Source organism: Leptolyngbya sp. PL-A3 (genome assembly GCF_039962325.1).
Classification (GTDB): domain Bacteria; phylum Cyanobacteriota; class Cyanobacteriia; order Elainellales; family Elainellaceae; genus Vacuolonema.
Genome location: NZ_JAMPLB010000028.1, coordinates 1 through 15,958, shown reverse-complemented (window position 1 = coordinate 15,958; position 15,958 = coordinate 1). Strand labels below are relative to the sequence as shown.

The 15,958-nt window shown below is 52.0% G+C and carries 12 protein-coding genes; 5 read left to right on the top strand and 7 right to left on the bottom strand.

What is annotated here, in order from left to right; all coding sequences use genetic code 11:
• Nucleotides 1-88: 88 nt before the first annotated feature.
• On the bottom strand, nucleotides 89-1,531 hold the full coding sequence (locus NDI52_RS19860) for a protein adenylyltransferase SelO family protein (RefSeq protein WP_190770823.1): 1,443 nt from the start codon (nucleotides 1,529-1,531) through the stop codon (nucleotides 89-91).
• A 330-nt stretch (nucleotides 1,532-1,861) separates the two neighbouring features.
• Between NDI52_RS19860 and NDI52_RS19855 the strand changes: the two genes are divergently transcribed.
• Nucleotides 1,862-2,638, top strand: a complete 777-nt coding sequence (locus NDI52_RS19855) for an MliC family protein (RefSeq protein ID WP_190770762.1) — start codon at nucleotides 1,862-1,864, stop codon at nucleotides 2,636-2,638.
• 227 nt (nucleotides 2,639-2,865) lie between these two features.
• Here NDI52_RS19855 and NDI52_RS19850 read toward each other — a convergent pair whose 3' ends face one another.
• Together NDI52_RS19850 and NDI52_RS19845 are read right to left on the bottom strand one after the other, a co-directional pair.
• The gene (locus NDI52_RS19850; RefSeq protein WP_190770761.1) at nucleotides 2,866-3,936 is read right to left on the bottom strand and encodes an aromatic ring-hydroxylating dioxygenase subunit alpha; all 1,071 of its coding nucleotides are present in this window, start codon (nucleotides 3,934-3,936) and stop codon (nucleotides 2,866-2,868) included.
• A gap of 12 nt (nucleotides 3,937-3,948) precedes the next feature.
• Entirely contained in the window at nucleotides 3,949-5,907 is a 1,959-nt protein-coding gene (locus NDI52_RS19845) for an FAD-dependent oxidoreductase (RefSeq protein ID WP_190770760.1), read from the bottom strand.
• A 316-nt stretch (nucleotides 5,908-6,223) separates the two neighbouring features.
• Between NDI52_RS19845 and NDI52_RS19840 the strand changes: the two genes are divergently transcribed.
• Both NDI52_RS19840 and NDI52_RS19835 read left to right on the top strand, forming a co-directional pair.
• A complete protein-coding gene (locus NDI52_RS19840) occupies nucleotides 6,224-7,018 on the top strand; it encodes an ABC transporter permease (RefSeq protein ID WP_190770759.1) in 795 nt (264 codons plus the stop codon).
• Between the two features lie 2 nt (nucleotides 7,019-7,020).
• Nucleotides 7,021-7,911 (top strand): ABC transporter ATP-binding protein, encoded by an 891-nt coding sequence (locus NDI52_RS19835; RefSeq protein ID WP_190770758.1) that lies wholly within the window; start codon nucleotides 7,021-7,023, stop codon nucleotides 7,909-7,911.
• A 397-nt stretch (nucleotides 7,912-8,308) separates the two neighbouring features.
• On the opposite strand, the gene NDI52_RS19830 is transcribed toward NDI52_RS19835, so the two are convergent.
• Entirely contained in the window at nucleotides 8,309-9,649 is a 1,341-nt protein-coding gene (locus tag NDI52_RS19830; protein WP_190770757.1) for a metallopeptidase TldD-related protein, read from the bottom strand.
• Between the two features lie 149 nt (nucleotides 9,650-9,798).
• Here NDI52_RS19830 and NDI52_RS19825 point away from each other — a divergent pair, with 149 nt between their 5' ends.
• Complete coding sequence (locus NDI52_RS19825) at nucleotides 9,799-11,124, top strand: recombinase family protein (RefSeq protein ID WP_190770756.1); 1,326 nt, start codon at nucleotides 9,799-9,801, stop codon at nucleotides 11,122-11,124.
• Between the two features lie 51 nt (nucleotides 11,125-11,175).
• On the opposite strand, the gene NDI52_RS19820 is transcribed toward NDI52_RS19825, so the two are convergent.
• Complete coding sequence (locus NDI52_RS19820) at nucleotides 11,176-12,840, bottom strand: HAMP domain-containing sensor histidine kinase (RefSeq protein WP_190770822.1); 1,665 nt, start codon at nucleotides 12,838-12,840, stop codon at nucleotides 11,176-11,178.
• Nucleotides 12,841-12,922: 82 nt separating this feature from the next.
• Here NDI52_RS19820 and NDI52_RS19815 point away from each other — a divergent pair, with 82 nt between their 5' ends.
• Nucleotides 12,923-13,072 carry a hypothetical protein gene (locus NDI52_RS19815; protein ID WP_206758166.1) on the top strand — a complete coding sequence of 50 codons (150 nt, stop codon included), beginning with the start codon at nucleotides 12,923-12,925 and terminating at the stop codon, nucleotides 13,070-13,072.
• 504 nt (nucleotides 13,073-13,576) lie between these two features.
• Here NDI52_RS19815 and NDI52_RS19810 read toward each other — a convergent pair.
• The gene (locus tag NDI52_RS19810) at nucleotides 13,577-13,717 is read right to left on the bottom strand and encodes a hypothetical protein (RefSeq protein ID WP_190770755.1); all 141 of its coding nucleotides are present in this window, start codon (nucleotides 13,715-13,717) and stop codon (nucleotides 13,577-13,579) included.
• A 555-nt stretch (nucleotides 13,718-14,272) separates the two neighbouring features.
• Entirely contained in the window at nucleotides 14,273-15,334 is a 1,062-nt protein-coding gene (locus NDI52_RS19805; protein ID WP_190770754.1) for a pentapeptide repeat-containing protein, read from the bottom strand.
• Nucleotides 15,335-15,958: the final 624 nt, after the last annotated feature.

The following is a 15,958-nucleotide window of genomic DNA, read 5'->3' as shown; positions in this document are numbered from 1 at the left end:
CGCTCTCTTTTTTACTTCTTGCGTGAATCGTTGCATAATGAGGTCGCTCAACGATCTACGCCTTCAAAGACCCATTTATGCAGGAGGTCTAATCAACCGATTTCCAAATCCGCTGGAGCAAGTTGTAGAACGGTTCCCAGTTATCTTCGGTTGTGATAGGTTCCCAAATCGCTTCAATTTCGGGACGGATAATGACGCAATCGGGATTATGAGCCGCTAATCGTTGCTGTACAGCGGCCATTTCTGCTTCAGGAAGCTGGCTTAAAGCATTTTGGTATGCCTCTTTCCAGGGTTTGAAGCTGCTGGGAAAGGGTTCAGCTTGGTCTGGCGAGGTCAGGTTTTCAAGAATGGGAGTGCTGGGCGATCGCCACTCTGGGGAAAACTGCTGGCGTAGCATCAAGAAGAAATCGTGGTAGCTCATAGGAGCTTCCAGGAGGAACTGGAGAGTGTTGTAAACCAGATCATTCGCCTGCTCTTCAGGCAGGGTGTCAAAGCCTAGCTTATGGAGCATTCGCTGGCGATAGGCTCCAATGTAATGGTCGTCAAACTGGCTCACTCCTGCTTCCAGATCTGCCTGGGGAATGACCATTGAGAGAGGAACCTGCAACATCTCCAGGTTCAGCTTACAAATGCCAGGCTGATTGGCATAAGCATAGCGGCCATAGTAGTCGAAATAGGCAGCCGTGAAGTTGGGCTCGTAGCGCTGAATGAAGGCGTAGGGGCCATAGTCAAAGCTTTCCCCGGTGATAGACATGTTGTCAGTATTAAGCACCGCATGGCAGAAGCCGACAGACATCCACTGGGCCGCTAATTCTGCGACTCGCTGCACTAGCTCAGCGTAAAAACGAGCATCGGCATCCGGTTGCCCCTGGAGGTGGGGATAGTAGATGGCAATAACGTGATCCAGAAGTTGACGAACGAGGTCGGGCCGCTCAATTCGATGCAGCCGCTCGAAGGTACCGAAGCGGATGTGAGAGCGGTTAACACGCACCATCACGGAGGAGCGAGTGGGCGAAGGCTCATCTCCGCGCCAGAGGGCTTCTCCCGTTTCAACCAGGCTCAGGCAGCGGGAGGTGCGAACTCCCAGACGGTGTAGCATTTCGGCTGCCAATACTTCTCGAACACCGCCCTTGAGCGTTAACCGCCCATCACCACCTCGAGAGTAGGGAGTTGTGCCAGAGCCTTTAGTCCCCAAATCGTACAGTTCGCCATCGGTGCCACGTACCTGACCGTACAGAAAACCCCGGCCATCACCAAGACGATTGTTGTACTCGCCAAACTGATAGCCGTGGTAGCGCATGGCCAGAAAAGGGGTTGCGCTTTCAAATTTGCCGAAGGCTTCAATGAAGTGCTCGTCTGTTACATCAGCGGGATTAAGGCTCAGCAAGGGCAACACTTCATCGTTGCGGAATCGCAGCTTGTGCTCCGGAAATGTTGCAGCGGAAACAAGGTCATAGAACTCTTCGCCCAGGGAAGCAAAGGCTGACTCATAGGGCAGCGTTAGAAACGGGTGAGACATGATGGTTGGGATAACGGAATGGAGGGAAATTCAACCGGAAGGAGGAAATCTGAGTTTTTTGTTGCATTGGCGATCGCCCAATGTAGTCTTGTAATAAGCCTGGTGTACGCCTGTATTATCTTGCAAACACCAGACAGCGGCAGAATTGGGCAGCAACAGTTCATGGCAATTCTATCGTTACACTGAGAGGGTATTGGAAGGGTCTCAGAAAAGAGGGATTTTCGTGCACGTCTTGCCGCAAAATTCAACTTTGCCAGCACTGTTAGAGGGCGGTTGGGACGTTCGGTGTTGCCGTCTCAGTTGAGATTGTGACTCTGAAAGTGGATCAAAGGCAGGGGAAGTATGCCAAGGAATTTGATTGGACTCATTGCAGCGGCGGTACTGGCAATTCTAACCGCTCCTCTTTGGCGGCAGGCTATTCCCCGGTTTGGATCGCTGGCCAACAATAGTGCCAATTTTGATACGCCCAGTTCCCAGGCCATCAATTTTGTCTGTCCAGACGGCAACCAGTTTCAAGTCGAGTACGCGTCTCAATCGGCTGTGATTCTCACCTTGCCTAACGCCAACCAGAGCTACGAACTCACTCAGCAAAGCAATACCAACTTATATAGCAATGGAGAATACACCTTCTATACCCAGAATGAGTTGGGTTTTATTGAGCGTAATGAAGTAGCAGCCTACAGTAATTGCACGGCTCAAGCTCCCATTCCAACCCCATCTCCAACATCGTCTGCCACACCAACTCCGAGCCCGTCTGTAACCCTAACCCCAACTCCGGCCCCGACTTCAACTTCGACTCCAGCACCCACGTCCACTCCTACACCCGTCCCAGGTGCAGTGACCTATGCCTGCCAGGACGGACGGCAGTTTCAGGTGAATTATTACTCAAGCCAGGCCGAACTTTATCTGGAGGGGAATGTCTACTACCTCTCCCAGGTGCCCTCAAATGCAGGAACTCAATATACGGATGGTCGTATTGTTCTTGTCACTCAGGCCAATCAGGCATCTATCGACATTGGTGGTTTTCCAACTTACCAGGGTTGCCTTGTCCGAGAGGGTGGAGGAGGCGTTGCGCCATCGCCCCGGCCAACCCCCAGACCTCCGAATGCTTTGTGGTAAACCTTGCGCTAGTAGCTCATAGCCATTTGTAAGGGTTTCACCCTCGCGAAATAGCTTAGGAGATTTCTGGGAAACAATATCCCCATTATTTGGGAAAAAGGCGCGGCTTCGCCGCGCCTTTTTCCCAAATAATGGGGAAGTTCTTATCTGGAAATCTCCTTATGTGTAGCCCTCTTTCCGTCCCAGAGGGACAAGAAGAGGGCTACACGTGGGATACAGGTGGCTTGCTACCCCCTTGATTGCGTCCGAATCAGCCGCTGCACGCTTACGAGCGCGCGATTTAACTCACGGGCAGGTTCGGGTTGTTTCAGGTAAGCTTGCTGCTCATCCTCCAGCATAATGACGTCCTGTTCCACCAGGCCGTCTAATAACTTCTGAGCCGAACCAAACAGGCTATTTTTTACAAATCGACGGAACCGATCTGGCAACTTATGCAATCGGTGAAAAGCATTCAGTGAGGTGAAGTGGATCAGGTAAGCGCGAGTATGGGTTAACCCGGTGGGACTGAACAGGCAGTAGATTTTGAAATCTTCCCCAAGGGTGGAAGACCAGTTGGGATAGGGGTAACTCACAGTCAGCAGTTCGGGGTGGAGCCGCCGTAAGCTGGGAAAAAAGAGTTGGGAGATCGACCAGATTTTATCGATGCGATAGTAGCTCTGAGCCTGATAGTAGGCATCGACGCGATCGCCATTCTCCTCCAACCGTTCCAATTTAGGATCAGCCCACGCCTGATAGTTCTGATGCAAGTGCCCATGGTACATATCCATTAGGTTCTCGATCAGGTAAGAAAAGTGGGCCTCACAGTCGATCACCGACACGGTGGCGATGTAATTCAAGTGATTCCACTCGGGGATGGGCAAGGGTTCCTTGGTCGCCGCTAAAGCTGAATCTCCTGGAAAAACCCAGACAAAGCCATCCTGCTCTTTGACGGGGAATTGCCGCACCTGACAGTTTGGCAGTTTTTGATTCTCTTCCAGATAGGGGATTTCGACGGTATTTCCAGCAGCATCGATACGCCAGCCGTGATAAGCACACTCCAGGGTATCGTTCACCACCTGACCCCGGCTAAGTTTGACAAAGCGGTGGGGACAGCGATCGGCTAGGGCATGCAGGGTTTGGGTGCGATCGCGAAACACGACAATCGGCTCGTCCCACAGGGCCACACCCCACGGCTTATCGGTCACTTCAGTGCTACGAGCGACGGCATACCAGTGGTTAGGATTAATACCCATCTGGCGCACATCGGCTCGGCCTATGGATTGGGCAGTGTCCGAGTTGTCGGTTTGCAGGCTTTGCATGATCACGCCTCCCTAACTCAAAATCGACAAAATGCCTTTGGGCTGTACGGTATAAATCGTGCGCCGCTGTGCGCCTTCCTGTTGCAGAATTTCGTTGGCTGCCAGAAAGCCACTGCTTACGGCCCGTTCCATCAGACCGCAGGGGAACGGCATCTTCACCCAATCACCCGCAAAGATGAGATTCGGGACAGAAGTAGCGGAGGTGGGGCGATCGCGGAAGCTTCCCGGTGGGAACCCTGCAAAGTTTTTCTGGTTCACCAATTGGCGGTGGAGAAGCTGCGCGTCCTTCAGGCTGGGTACGATCTCGAACAATTCTTTCTCAAAGGTGTTGAGCAGAGCTTGTTGGGTAGGAAACTCCTTCTCCTTATAGCAGTAGGCATGTAGCTCTACGACACTTCCCCCCGTTTTGTTTGCCCATTCAATGTAATCGTCTTGAATGCGGTGATATAAGGTGATGCTATCGGTGAGGCGATAGCCCGACAAGGAGGTGAACCAGCTATGCTCCCACTCAAAATCCTGATCGAACCAGAAGCGCGCCACCGCAAAAGGATCGGCGACCTGTAGCTTCTCTACCTGAGACACTAAAACCGCTTCCGGTTCTCCCTTCGACAAGGAGAATAGATGCTTGATGCCAGGAATATCGGCGGCCAACACGTAATAGTCCGCCTCCAAAGTTTCCTCTGCTACCGCTTCAGGGGGAGCGATCGCCACCAACTGCACCTGATCTCCCTCACGCTTCAGCACCCGATACTGGGCCAGGTTCTTCTCGGCCGGCCCTTGCACAACTGTACCGTTGGCATCGTAAGCGGCTCCATGGCAGGGACACTGGAAGCCTTTACCGTTGGCCACAACTTCTTTATGAACGCTACAGCCTTGATGGGTACAGGTCAGGGAAAGAGCACGCTTACCATCCGGTTGAAGGACGAAGAGGCGATCGCCCGCCCCCAAGTACTCCAACTCTTCACTACTCAACAGTGGGTTACGCTCCACCCAGAAAGGTACATGGCTGGTTTCCCCCGTCCCCTGCTGGATGGTAACTCCAGCGATTTTTCCGTCCTGCCAGCGCAGTTCGCTAACGCTGGTCTGCGTGAGGATACGCCCACCTTTTTCTTGAATTGCAGCGGCGATCGGGTCAACCAGACTGCGACCCATATCCTGACAGGTGCCATTAAAGGCAAGGCCCTCCGGATTACCAAAAAAGTAGAAGTGGAAGAACTGCATCAGCTCCCCGGCACTTAACGCATCCGGTGCATTCAGGCTGGATTTCGCAAAGGGTAAGAAGTACAGGTCATAAAGCCCCTGTGGAAAATCACTCTCTACCCAATCGGCGACAGAAATATTGTCTAAGCGATCGTAAGTCGCAGGGTTGCTGAAGCCTGTAATCTCCCGAAAGACTTGTAAATGCTTGATCTTAGCCAGATTGATTCCCCATTTCAAGCGGTTCGAGGATGAAACCGCCAGATCTATTACGTTCCAGGGGAAGGCCGAATGGCTGGGACGGAAAACTTCAGGTCTGTAGCCATCCTTGTAAACGACGGAGTAGAAATTGAGGGATTTGAAATTCTCTCGAATCCGCAATTCTTCCACCAGGTTGAAGAGGTTGTAGTACTGGGGAAAAAAGCCATGGAAGCCGTGCTCCATGCGGAAGGGTTCGCCACCCACTTCAATGTTCCAACTGGCAATTTTCCCACCCAGTTGAGGCGATCGCTCTACCAGAGTGACGGCGACTCCCCGCTGGCTCAGCTCATAGGCCGCGGCTAATCCGGCCAGGCCTCCACCCACGACGACCGCCTTCATATCACGGCCCACCCCGTGGGGAAGCTCCAGCGTATCTTGACGATAAATGGAGGGTTGGGGCTTTTCCAGGCGAGAGTAGCTCAGCATCGCCCCAATCGTTCCCACCCCAAACAGTTTCAAAACTGCTCGCCGTGAGAGGGGCTGCAGCAGTTTTGAATCGAACATTCGACCCATAAGTACAGTGCCTAAGCGCAGATTGTGCTGATATTTACGCCAGTCATAGCGTAACTGGGAAAAATTAAGTCAGGGAAGAGAGGATAGGCTTTCAAAATGAGGGATCCGAAAAAAGCATTTTCAGGACAGTAACCCTCGTTGAACACCCAGAGCCAGGCAGATGTAACTGAATTGACAAAACAGTCAATTGTAGAAGTGTGAATTCTCTGTAATATTAGGACAGCTTTACATTTCCCACAATCGGAGCTTATAGCTGAGCGGTTTATATACTTCAGTCGTGGGAAAGGTCGCCAAAGTTCCTTATTGGTCAGTAGCGATGGTAGTGGGCGGGTACGTGCGGAAAACCTGGACAGAATCCCTGGCAGTCGCTCGGCGCATTTTGTTAGAACTGTTCCACCGCCGTCGCAGCTTAATTTTTTGGGCCATTTTTCCGGCACTGGTACTGGTGCTGAACGCCCTGATTTTGCAAGAACGGGCAAAGCTTAGTACCGCGGATGCTTTTGCCAACGCCGCTCCCCCCAGCTTAGTGGGAGCCGCCCTCTTCTTTAGCTGCTTAGGCGGCAGTGTTGCTACCGTTGTCGCTGAACGAGAGCATCACACGCTAAAACGATTGTTTCTCTCCCCACTCAGCGGATTTTCTTACTTTCTGGGAATTTTCGTGGCCCATAGTGTGATTGGGCTGGGGCAGACCTTGTTAGTATGGGCGATCGCCCTCTCCCAAGGCTCCGAGTTTCAGGGCAATCCCTGGCTGGGCGTTACCATCATCTTGCTCAGCATCCTCGCCTACGTAGGAGTCGGCTTCATTTTAGGAACCCAACTGGCCCGCCGCACCGAAGACGTGAATGCCCTCGTCGCCACCTTCGGCGTCCCGCTGCTGATTCTGGGTGGTACCTTTCTCCCGGCCTCCCTGTTCCCCGACAGCCTGTTACGCCTGGCAAAACTGAATCCGATTTATCACATGAATGAAGCGCTACTGAGTATCGCCGCCAATAGCACTACCTTCGCGGATATCTCTAAGCATTTTTGGTTTCTCGCCATTTTTGCGGGAGTTATGGTGCTTGCAGGCTGGCTCTCATACTTGCGCATGCTTCAGGTGGAACGGAGATTGTAGAAATGTTGAAAATTGAAGGGCTGAAAAAGAGCTACGGGCCTCGTACCGTCCTGCAGGATCTGAACCTGCACATTCCCACCGGCGAAATCTATGGCTTATTAGGACCGAATGGAGCCGGGAAAACCACCACTATCAACATCCTCAGCAATCTGCTTCAGGCCGACGCAGGCCATATCTTTATCAACGGCCAACCCGTCTCTGAGCGTACCAAACCCTGGCTCGGCATCGCCCCTCAGGAAAACCTCATCTACCGCAGCCTGACCTGCGCCGAAAACCTCGATTTCTTTGCACGGCTCTACGGCATCTCAGGCAAAGAACGCCGCCGCCGCGTGCAGCTCTGCCTGGAATCCGTTGGCTTAAGCGATCGCACCACCACCATCGCCGAACGTCTGAGTGGCGGCATGAAACGCCGCTTGAGTATGGCGATCGCCCTCATTCACCAACCCAAACTCGTCGTCCTCGACGAACCCACCACCGGCCTCGACATCGAAGCCCGCTATGACCTCTGGGAACTGATCCGCACCCTGCAAAAGCAGGGGATGACCATTCTCCTCACCACCCACCTACTCGACGAAGCCGAGCGGCTGTGCGATCGCATCGGCTTTCTCAAACAAGGCACTATCCTCCAGGAAGGCACCCTCACCGAACTGCGTCAACTCATCCCCGCCCAAGAAATCCTCACCATCCAAACCCCCGATGAGGAAGCCGCGATCGCCCGAGCCCAAACTCTCAACCTCACCCATCGCCGCTACGGCAGCGACCTCGCCTTCTGGCTCCCCCAACATTTAGAACTAAAAGACATCATTGCCCAATTCGATGGTGTTCCACTCGATGCGATCGCCCGCCACCCCATCCGCCTAGAGCATATTTATTTGGAAGTGACGAAAGGGTAAGCAATTGCGGCGACCACCTCACCGGGGTCTGCTTCAAAACCCCAGCAATGCGAAGCGGCCTAACAACACCCCTGCAAAACCTCCTTGCCGAGGGGGTCTGGGGGACGGGCAGCCGTCCCCCAGTCAGGGGGTTTGGGGGGCGACGCGCCCCCAAGCAGGGTCTCCAGCCTATGCACCGAAACTCAGGAAGATTATTTGTGAAAAGCCCCGCAGCGCAGACCTTTTCACAAATAATCTGTCCTCACCGAATTACGTAACGTCAGTTCGGAATAAGCCGAACCGCCCATTATTGCGTGCGTTTCGCGCACGCAATAATGGGCTTTTTCGAGTGCCGCGCGAAGCGCGGCACTCGAAAAAGCCCTTAACCCGAACTGAGGTTACGTAAAGCCATAGAACACTAAAGCGTAAACGTAAAACCATCAACCAGAGCCCCCGGCAACCACGCACCCCCCAGGTGCCGATAATCATAGGTCGTCAACTCTGGAATAAACTCTTGAAAATCCGTCAGATCAACCAGTTGATCCCCCAAAAACCGATACAGGCTCTCATCAAATCGCAGATTCTCAATCGGAGCCACAATCTCCCCATCCTCCACCCAAAAACAGGCATACCGCGTCATCCCTGTAATCCGACCAGAAGGGCGATCGCTCCAATTCAAATAATGCAAATTCGACAAATACAACCCCGTCCCCAGAGTTTTCAAAATATCTGAAGCTGCAAGAGTTCCAGGAGAAACTTCAGGCGATCGCAAACTCTCCGACCCACTCGCCCCATTCGACTGCTTGTCATACTCCTTTGCCGATCGCGAACTCACCAGCGTATTGACCAGCACCCCCTCCTCAATGATCGACATTTCCAACGGAGCCATCTCCCCCAGATCATTGAACCGGGGCACCGCCCCATGGCTGAAATTTTCTTTCAGGTTAAACCGGGGCGATAATTTCTTCTGATCTCGCCGCATAGCTGCCAGCGCACTTGCCCCCTGCTGCATTGCTGACTCACTCACCGCCCCCCAGGAAAACATCGAGATGAGTTCTGCGATCGCCGCCGGAGCCAGATACGTCCGATACTGCCCTCGATCAATCATCTTAGGCGGTTGGCTCAAACGCTCCAGCTGGTGGCTGGCATCCACCAACTTATCCGCATAGATCGCATCATCCCACTGACTCCCTGCCAAGGTTCCCTTCACGGCCTGGCCATCTGGCGTATAGATCGAGTAATCCAGCGAAAACGTCTCCGTCAGAAACCAATGCTGCTGCCCAGCCGAATCTGCATAGGCGCGCAGCACCGTCCCTCCGGCATACAGCCCTGCAAAGTCTAAACCGACGACAGGAGCAAGCACCGCTTTCGCTACCTGAGTCGGCGGTAACAATGCCCCGGAATGCACTTCCCGGCTGCGTGCCGTCCCCTGTGGCAGTACCTGGTAGGGGTCTTCAGGCAACTGAGGCATCTCCTGCCGTAACACCTTCAGCATCCCCTGGGCGGTCTCCCAGTCCCTTGCAGAATTACCTGATAATGGAAAACTTGCGGAAGCCACTCGCTGCCCCTGGGTCCAGGTAAGTGTCGCATCACAGTCCTCCACACACCCTGTTTGGCGCACTCTAGCCCGGTTAAAACGCATAAACTGGCTTTGTTCACCCGTCACCCGCAACGTAAACGTTTCATCCGTTTGCCGTTGTGCCTGGAGAGATTCCACCAGATGGGCAAAACTGGTTTCAAGGGATTGCAACTCGGGCATGGTTCGAAATTTCCTGTGGGTAGAGCGCCCTTTTAGGCCTGAATTACCATTGTAGAGGAGGCTCAGGGCCCCTATAGTGCTGCGGTCATTGATTCAGTACAGCCTTGCAAAACACTTCATACTCTCGACTATTTTTGAGAAAGACTTGCATGAAGGTGGTCGCCTACCTCAACTTCGATCCCCTATTGGAAGACTCAGCCACCCAGGTGGACTGGGGACAACCTGTCGCCCAAATTTACCAAGACTGGTCTAGCCATGACCCTGGAGCACAGAGCCCCCGATTGCAATGGCTCCAATTACTGCAGGATCACGAGACTGAACCTGTCCAGCAAGTATTGGTACGCCGCTGGTCTGACCTCGGAGAAAGCGTGGCGGAGGTGGGCGATCGCCTGCAAGCCCTCACCGAACGTGGCATCACTCCCGTTTCCCTGGCCCCAGATGAGGCCGAACAGCCCGTCAATAACCCTCAGCTTTGGCTTCTCTGGCAGGGGCTGCAAGCCGAGCAACGCAGCCGTCGGATTCGACAAGGCCATGCCCGTAATCGTCTCAAAGCCTTGCCACCTCCTGGGAAAGCTCCCTATGGGTATCGACGGGGACGCGATCGCTACCTCCTCGACCGCACAACGGCTCCCGTCGTCAAAGACTTTTTTGAGCACTTTCTGCTTTACGGATCCTTGCGTGGCAGCGTTCGCTACTTGCAGCAGAAGTACAACAAGCGCATTTCGGTCTCTACCGGCAAGCGCTGGCTCATTAACCCTATCTATCGAGGCGACCTGGCCTATCAAAATGGTGACGTCATTGCCGACACCCACGCCCCTCTAATTTCCCGACAGGAAGCCGCCCAGATCGAACGCCTACTGCGCCGCAACCGTTCTCTTCCCTCTCGTTCAGCCAGTGCTTCCCGCTCCCTGGCAGGGCTGGTGACGTGTGCGACCTGTGGCTCTGCTATGACCACAACCCGCGTCAGTGCCCCCCGGCGCGCTCAGGTTTATGAATACTTACGTCCAGTGCAGTGCACCCAGCAGCCTCGCTGCTCTGCTCTGGCCTACGGCGACGTTTTAGAGCGAACGATTCAGCGGGTATGTGAAGCACTGCCTCCTGCTGTAGCGGCATTGCAGGGGCCAGGTGGCCCCCCTTCCGGAGCCAGCATCAAGGCCCAACTCGAACAGCAAATTCAGGAAAAGCAAGCTGTGCTAACGCAGCTGCCCGAGCTGTTAAAGACCGGGGTGTTAGATACAGAAACCACAGAGCTACGGGCGTATCATTTGCGGACTGAGATGGCAGCATTGCAGAATCGACTGGATCAGTTGCCGCCCGAGAATCTTATGGCGATCGCCCAGGTTGTTTCTATCCCGCAGTTCTGGCAGGACCTGTCAGAAGCCGAACGTCGCTTCTACTTTCGAGAATTTATCCGACAAATTCGTCTGAAGCGCCAGGACAATCAATGGGACGTAGAGATTAATTTCCTGTTCTAGAACTAAATATGGAATAGGCCGTCACTTGTCGCCACACATATTCCATATCATCTAAACGGACTGCTCTAAAGTCTGATGCTGTGGCAACTCTAGAAGAATTGGCAACGCTACTGTAAAGCACGTTCCTTTTCCTTCCTGGCTGCTGAATGTAATGGTGCCGCCGTGTAACACGACACATTGCCGCACGATCGCCAATCCCAGGCCCGTTCCCCGAATCGCATTGACATTGCTAGCCCGGTGGAACATTTCAAATAATCGCGGCTGATCATCCATTGGAATACCGATGCCTGCGTCGCGAACTTCAAAAGTTGCCATCTCATCCTGACAGCACAGTGTAAAGTCAATCCGACTGCCTGCAGGAGAGTACTTGACCGCGTTTGACAGCAAGTTATTCAGGATGGAACGCAGCAATTTCGGATCAAAATAGGCTTCACCATACCAGCCAGTGCTCGAAAAGACCAACACATGGGAATTGCCCATACTCTGACGAATTTCTGCCGATAACTCCCGACAAAACTGCCGCACATCCATCCGAGTCGGCGTAAACTCTAAACCGTCTGCTTCGCCCTTACCGATCATCAGGACGTCATCGATAAGCTGGCTCATCGTTTCTACAGCATTACGGCTCCGCTGATAGTACTTCTGTTGTTGCTCCGCAGAAGCTACATGGCCATAGCGTTCAAGCAATTCAAGCGACGTGCGAATAACAGTCAGCGGGGTACGCAGTTCATGGGAAATCATCGAAATAAAACGGGATTTCAACTCATTGAGTTCACGCTCTTCCTGCAGAGCAGACTGCATTTCATTCTGCGCTCGCTTCCCTTCCCGAATTAATTGCTCCCGAATCCGAATGCTCTCGACCATTTCCTCAAACACCTGAGCCAGGCGATCCAATTCATCCGGGAAATGGCTCTGTCGCTCAATGGGCACACTGCGCCGATAATCTCCTGCCGAGATATGTTCCGCCGAGCGGGTCAACTCTCGTAAATGCCGGGTCATCATTCCTGACAATAGATAAATCAGCGCAAAGAAAACACCGTAGGTGACCACATAGGCAATGACAAAACGCTGGCGAATGGCGGCCTGAAGCTGACGGACATAGCTGGCTTCGATATCCAACCCTAAAACCGCAACCACTTCTCCCTTCTGATTTTTCAGGGGAGCAAATGCCGACATCCAGGTGCCCCACTTGTCCTTATAGATATCCGACTCGAAGGTATCCCCCAGGTGTACACGCCGCGCCGCAATACCTGCCTCATCTGGCTCCAGAAAATGGGCTGCCTTGTCGGGATCATGTAGGGCCCAAACATCCACAAGATAAATAATTTCTAATTCATTGGGGTGTACCGCTGATGGCCCAACCCGACGATTATTTTTTGCCGTACCAATGGCATAGGTATACAGCCATGCTCTCGGCTCAATATTGTTGACCGTATTAAACCAGGACAGCAATTCCAGGTAACGAGGGTCATCAGAGAAACCTTCTTCGTTACGAACACCATCCTGGTAAAGGGCCATCAAATCGGGTACATCGACCCCTTGAGATGCTCCTGTTAAGGTTGCAAGCATATCAGAGCGGAGCCGAGCGATGACCTTCTCGGTCGTAAAACTGTAAAACCAGTAAAAAGCTCCGGAAAAGACCAGCGTAAAGACCACGCTAAAGCCGACCAGCAGCTTCGTGCGCAAGCTAACGGGCTGAAAGGGCCGAGAGCCCAAAAAAGAGCGATGCCGTTTGGAGGGTTTTCTAGGCAAAACCACTGGGGGGGTGCATGGATGAGGTTGAGCAAGGAGATAGGAGATGCCCCGCACCGGTCTCACGACGCATAAGCGACGGAATATTTACGTCACGATACCAAACCCTGATGGCCTATTCTTCACACTGATGAATAGCTGGACACTGGCATACCTGATCTTAGATCAGAGAGCCAAAGCCTATCCACTAGCCTAACAGTTCATCACTCGAGTTAATGAATGACTCTAAATTTAGGTAAAGCATCCTAACAGGCGATCGCCCTGAGGCAATACTGTCAGTCTGCTGGAGCTGGATCGTAATTCGGCACGGCAACTAGCCTATCTTTAAGCTTTATTCACATACAGAGGCCTACGATCCGCACATTTTTAAGAGAACCAGAGTTTTCACTGTCCTACCAGTTGGGCGAAGTTTAGGGCAACCGATATTAGAATTCCGATATTTTTACCGTTTAATAAAGTCCTAGAAATAACCTGAATGGAAACATCAAGGGTTAGAGCTATGCTCACCAAGCTACTGATTCTCCCCTCCGTTGCAGTTGAGCTCCTTGAAGCCTCCGTCTAGAATTTAATCAGGAGAGCTCGGGTTAGACCCTGTACTCAGCTGCGAATTGTGCGAATCGTCATGGTTTTGACTGACAAACTTATAATTTTTCAGACAGAACCATGACGGCAGTACAGTAAGGCTTTGCTAAAGGAGCCCCTACTGGCATTCTGCGTAATCAGGGGAGCAGGGCGGGTTTTTAGCCTGTAGACCTAAATCCGTTCCGTGTCCTGCTGTCAGAACATGCAATCCCATAGCGATCGAAGCTAAGAGAGTAGCGATCGTGAGAACCTTATTCATGATGGTTAGTAGATGCTGATGTAGATGCAACCAGTCAAATGCTGACCTAAAGAGGTACAGATCTCAATCCGGGCAACTAACCAACTGTTCGTTCGGCCACCTAGATGTATCTGTAATTCCACTGGTACAGCGGTTCAACTCACTGACAGTATCAGGTGAAGGTTGTCATCCCGCAAGAGGCACACGCCCTCTAGGGGTTCCCCCCTTAGTTGTTGTCTCCCCTCACACTTGTTTTGATAGAACTTATGTAAGCTCACCATACCTGAAACACTTCTGTTGAATGTGGTGGGTAATACCCATCACATTCAACAAAAATACGTAAGGTTGGTTTAGAAGTAATCTCAAACGCTGCAATAAAACCTATCAACCTGAGTTCGGATTGAGGCGGTTTCGAGTGTACTTTATACAGGCAGAAATAAGCGCTTCAGCAAATGAGTGGGTGGAGGGCGATCGCTCTCCACCCACTCATATTCAAAAGAAGCTGCGAGTTTCTGAGAGATTTCTTCTAAAAAACTGTTTGAAAAGTGATGGAAAAAGTTGATTTCCAAACGGGTTTTAGGAATGGACGCGCCCGTCTGGCATGACAGCTCCCTGAAAACTGACGCCCTCCAAGTTGGCATCTTTCAGATTAGCGTTCCATAGATTAGCTTGACGCAGGTTTGCCCCTTGAAGATTCGCTCCTTGCAAATTGGCGTAGGTCAGGTTGGCCATGCTGAAATTGGCACTCTGCAAATTGGCACCGTTACAGTCTGCTTCATTCAGGGTTGCCTCTCGTAAGTCGGCCTCCATCAAATTGGCGTCTTGCATCATCGCCAGGTACAAATTGGAGCCAATGAAGTTAGTTCCAATCAAGGTAGTACCGGTTAAATTAGCCCGGCTGAGGTTTGCCATACATAAGTTAGCCATACTCAAGTTGGCAAACATCAAATCAGCATGGTAGAGCGTTGTGCCAATAAGATTCGCCAAGGAGAGAATTGCCATGTTTAGATTGGCTTCCCGTAAATCAGCGTCACGCAGATTTGCCTCTACTAACAGGGCCTCTCGCAAGTCAGCATGGCTGAGATTGGCGCAATACAGATTACTACGCTTCAAATTGGCTGTGTAGAAATGTGCCCCTCGCAAATCGGCCCGCCCAAAATCACATTTCTGCAGATCAGCCAGGGATAGGTCAGCATAGCTGAGGTTGGCGTAGTTGAGTTTCGCCTCCTGCAAGACAGCTTCCCGCAAGTTGGCATCGTGCAAATCCGCCATAACTAATATTGATGAACTGAGATTTGCGCGCTGCAGGTCAGCTGAGCCCAGGTTTGCCTCCCGTAAATCAGCCCCCAGCAAACTGGAGTCTTGCAAGTTAGCTCCCCGCAAATCAGCGGTATAAAGGTGTGCTTCCTTGAGCCGAATTCCCATCAGGTTTGACTGCCGCAGATCAGCCATGCAGAGGTCAACGTGGTTTAGATCGCCTTCTTGCAGGTTGGTATGGTGGAGGGCGGCCTCTCGCAGGTTGGCCTTGTTCAACACAGCCTGGTAGAGGTTTGGATGAACGTCAGCATGTTGTTCCCGCCAGTGATTCCAAACCCCGGTTCCCTGTTTCAGTAATTCCAGGTGCTCCTGGTCAGCCATTTACACCGTTATCCTTTTGTGATGACCTGCATATGGAAGAGACAGAAAGAAAATGACTCTAACAGCAAGCCCTTTAAAGCCGCTTTGCATGAGCAGCGAAACGCCTGACGATGTACTCAACGGGAAAAAACCATAGCGAAACATTACAGCGCCATTTGAGGTTAATTCTTTAGAAACGAGTTAGCAACGAGTTATCGGGGCGATCGCACAACCTTGAAACGAAGCTTTTCATTCAACATAAACCGATACTTCGCAGATGAACCCAAAAAGATTGTAATGAGGCTGTAAACGAACAATTCTATCGTGATTGGGTTGAACCACGATCATCGTTAACGAAGTCTGCAGTCGGTTCTTCTAAAACCTCTAAACTTTAGTTGAGCTCAAGTAAAAGGTATTTGAGGTGCCAAGCATACGAAAGTTAGCACTTCAACTTATCCTAAATTGATATTAATTTTGTATCTGCAGCGGGGATCTGGAATTGTATCGCATCCTATTAAATAGCCGTGACCTAATACCAAACAAATATGAAGCTGCGCCAAACTAGAAGAGTCCTCTTTGAGGTGATGGGCGATGACAGGACGTCCTTTTCAAGTCACGGTGACGGAGAGCCTGGAGCAGTTAGAG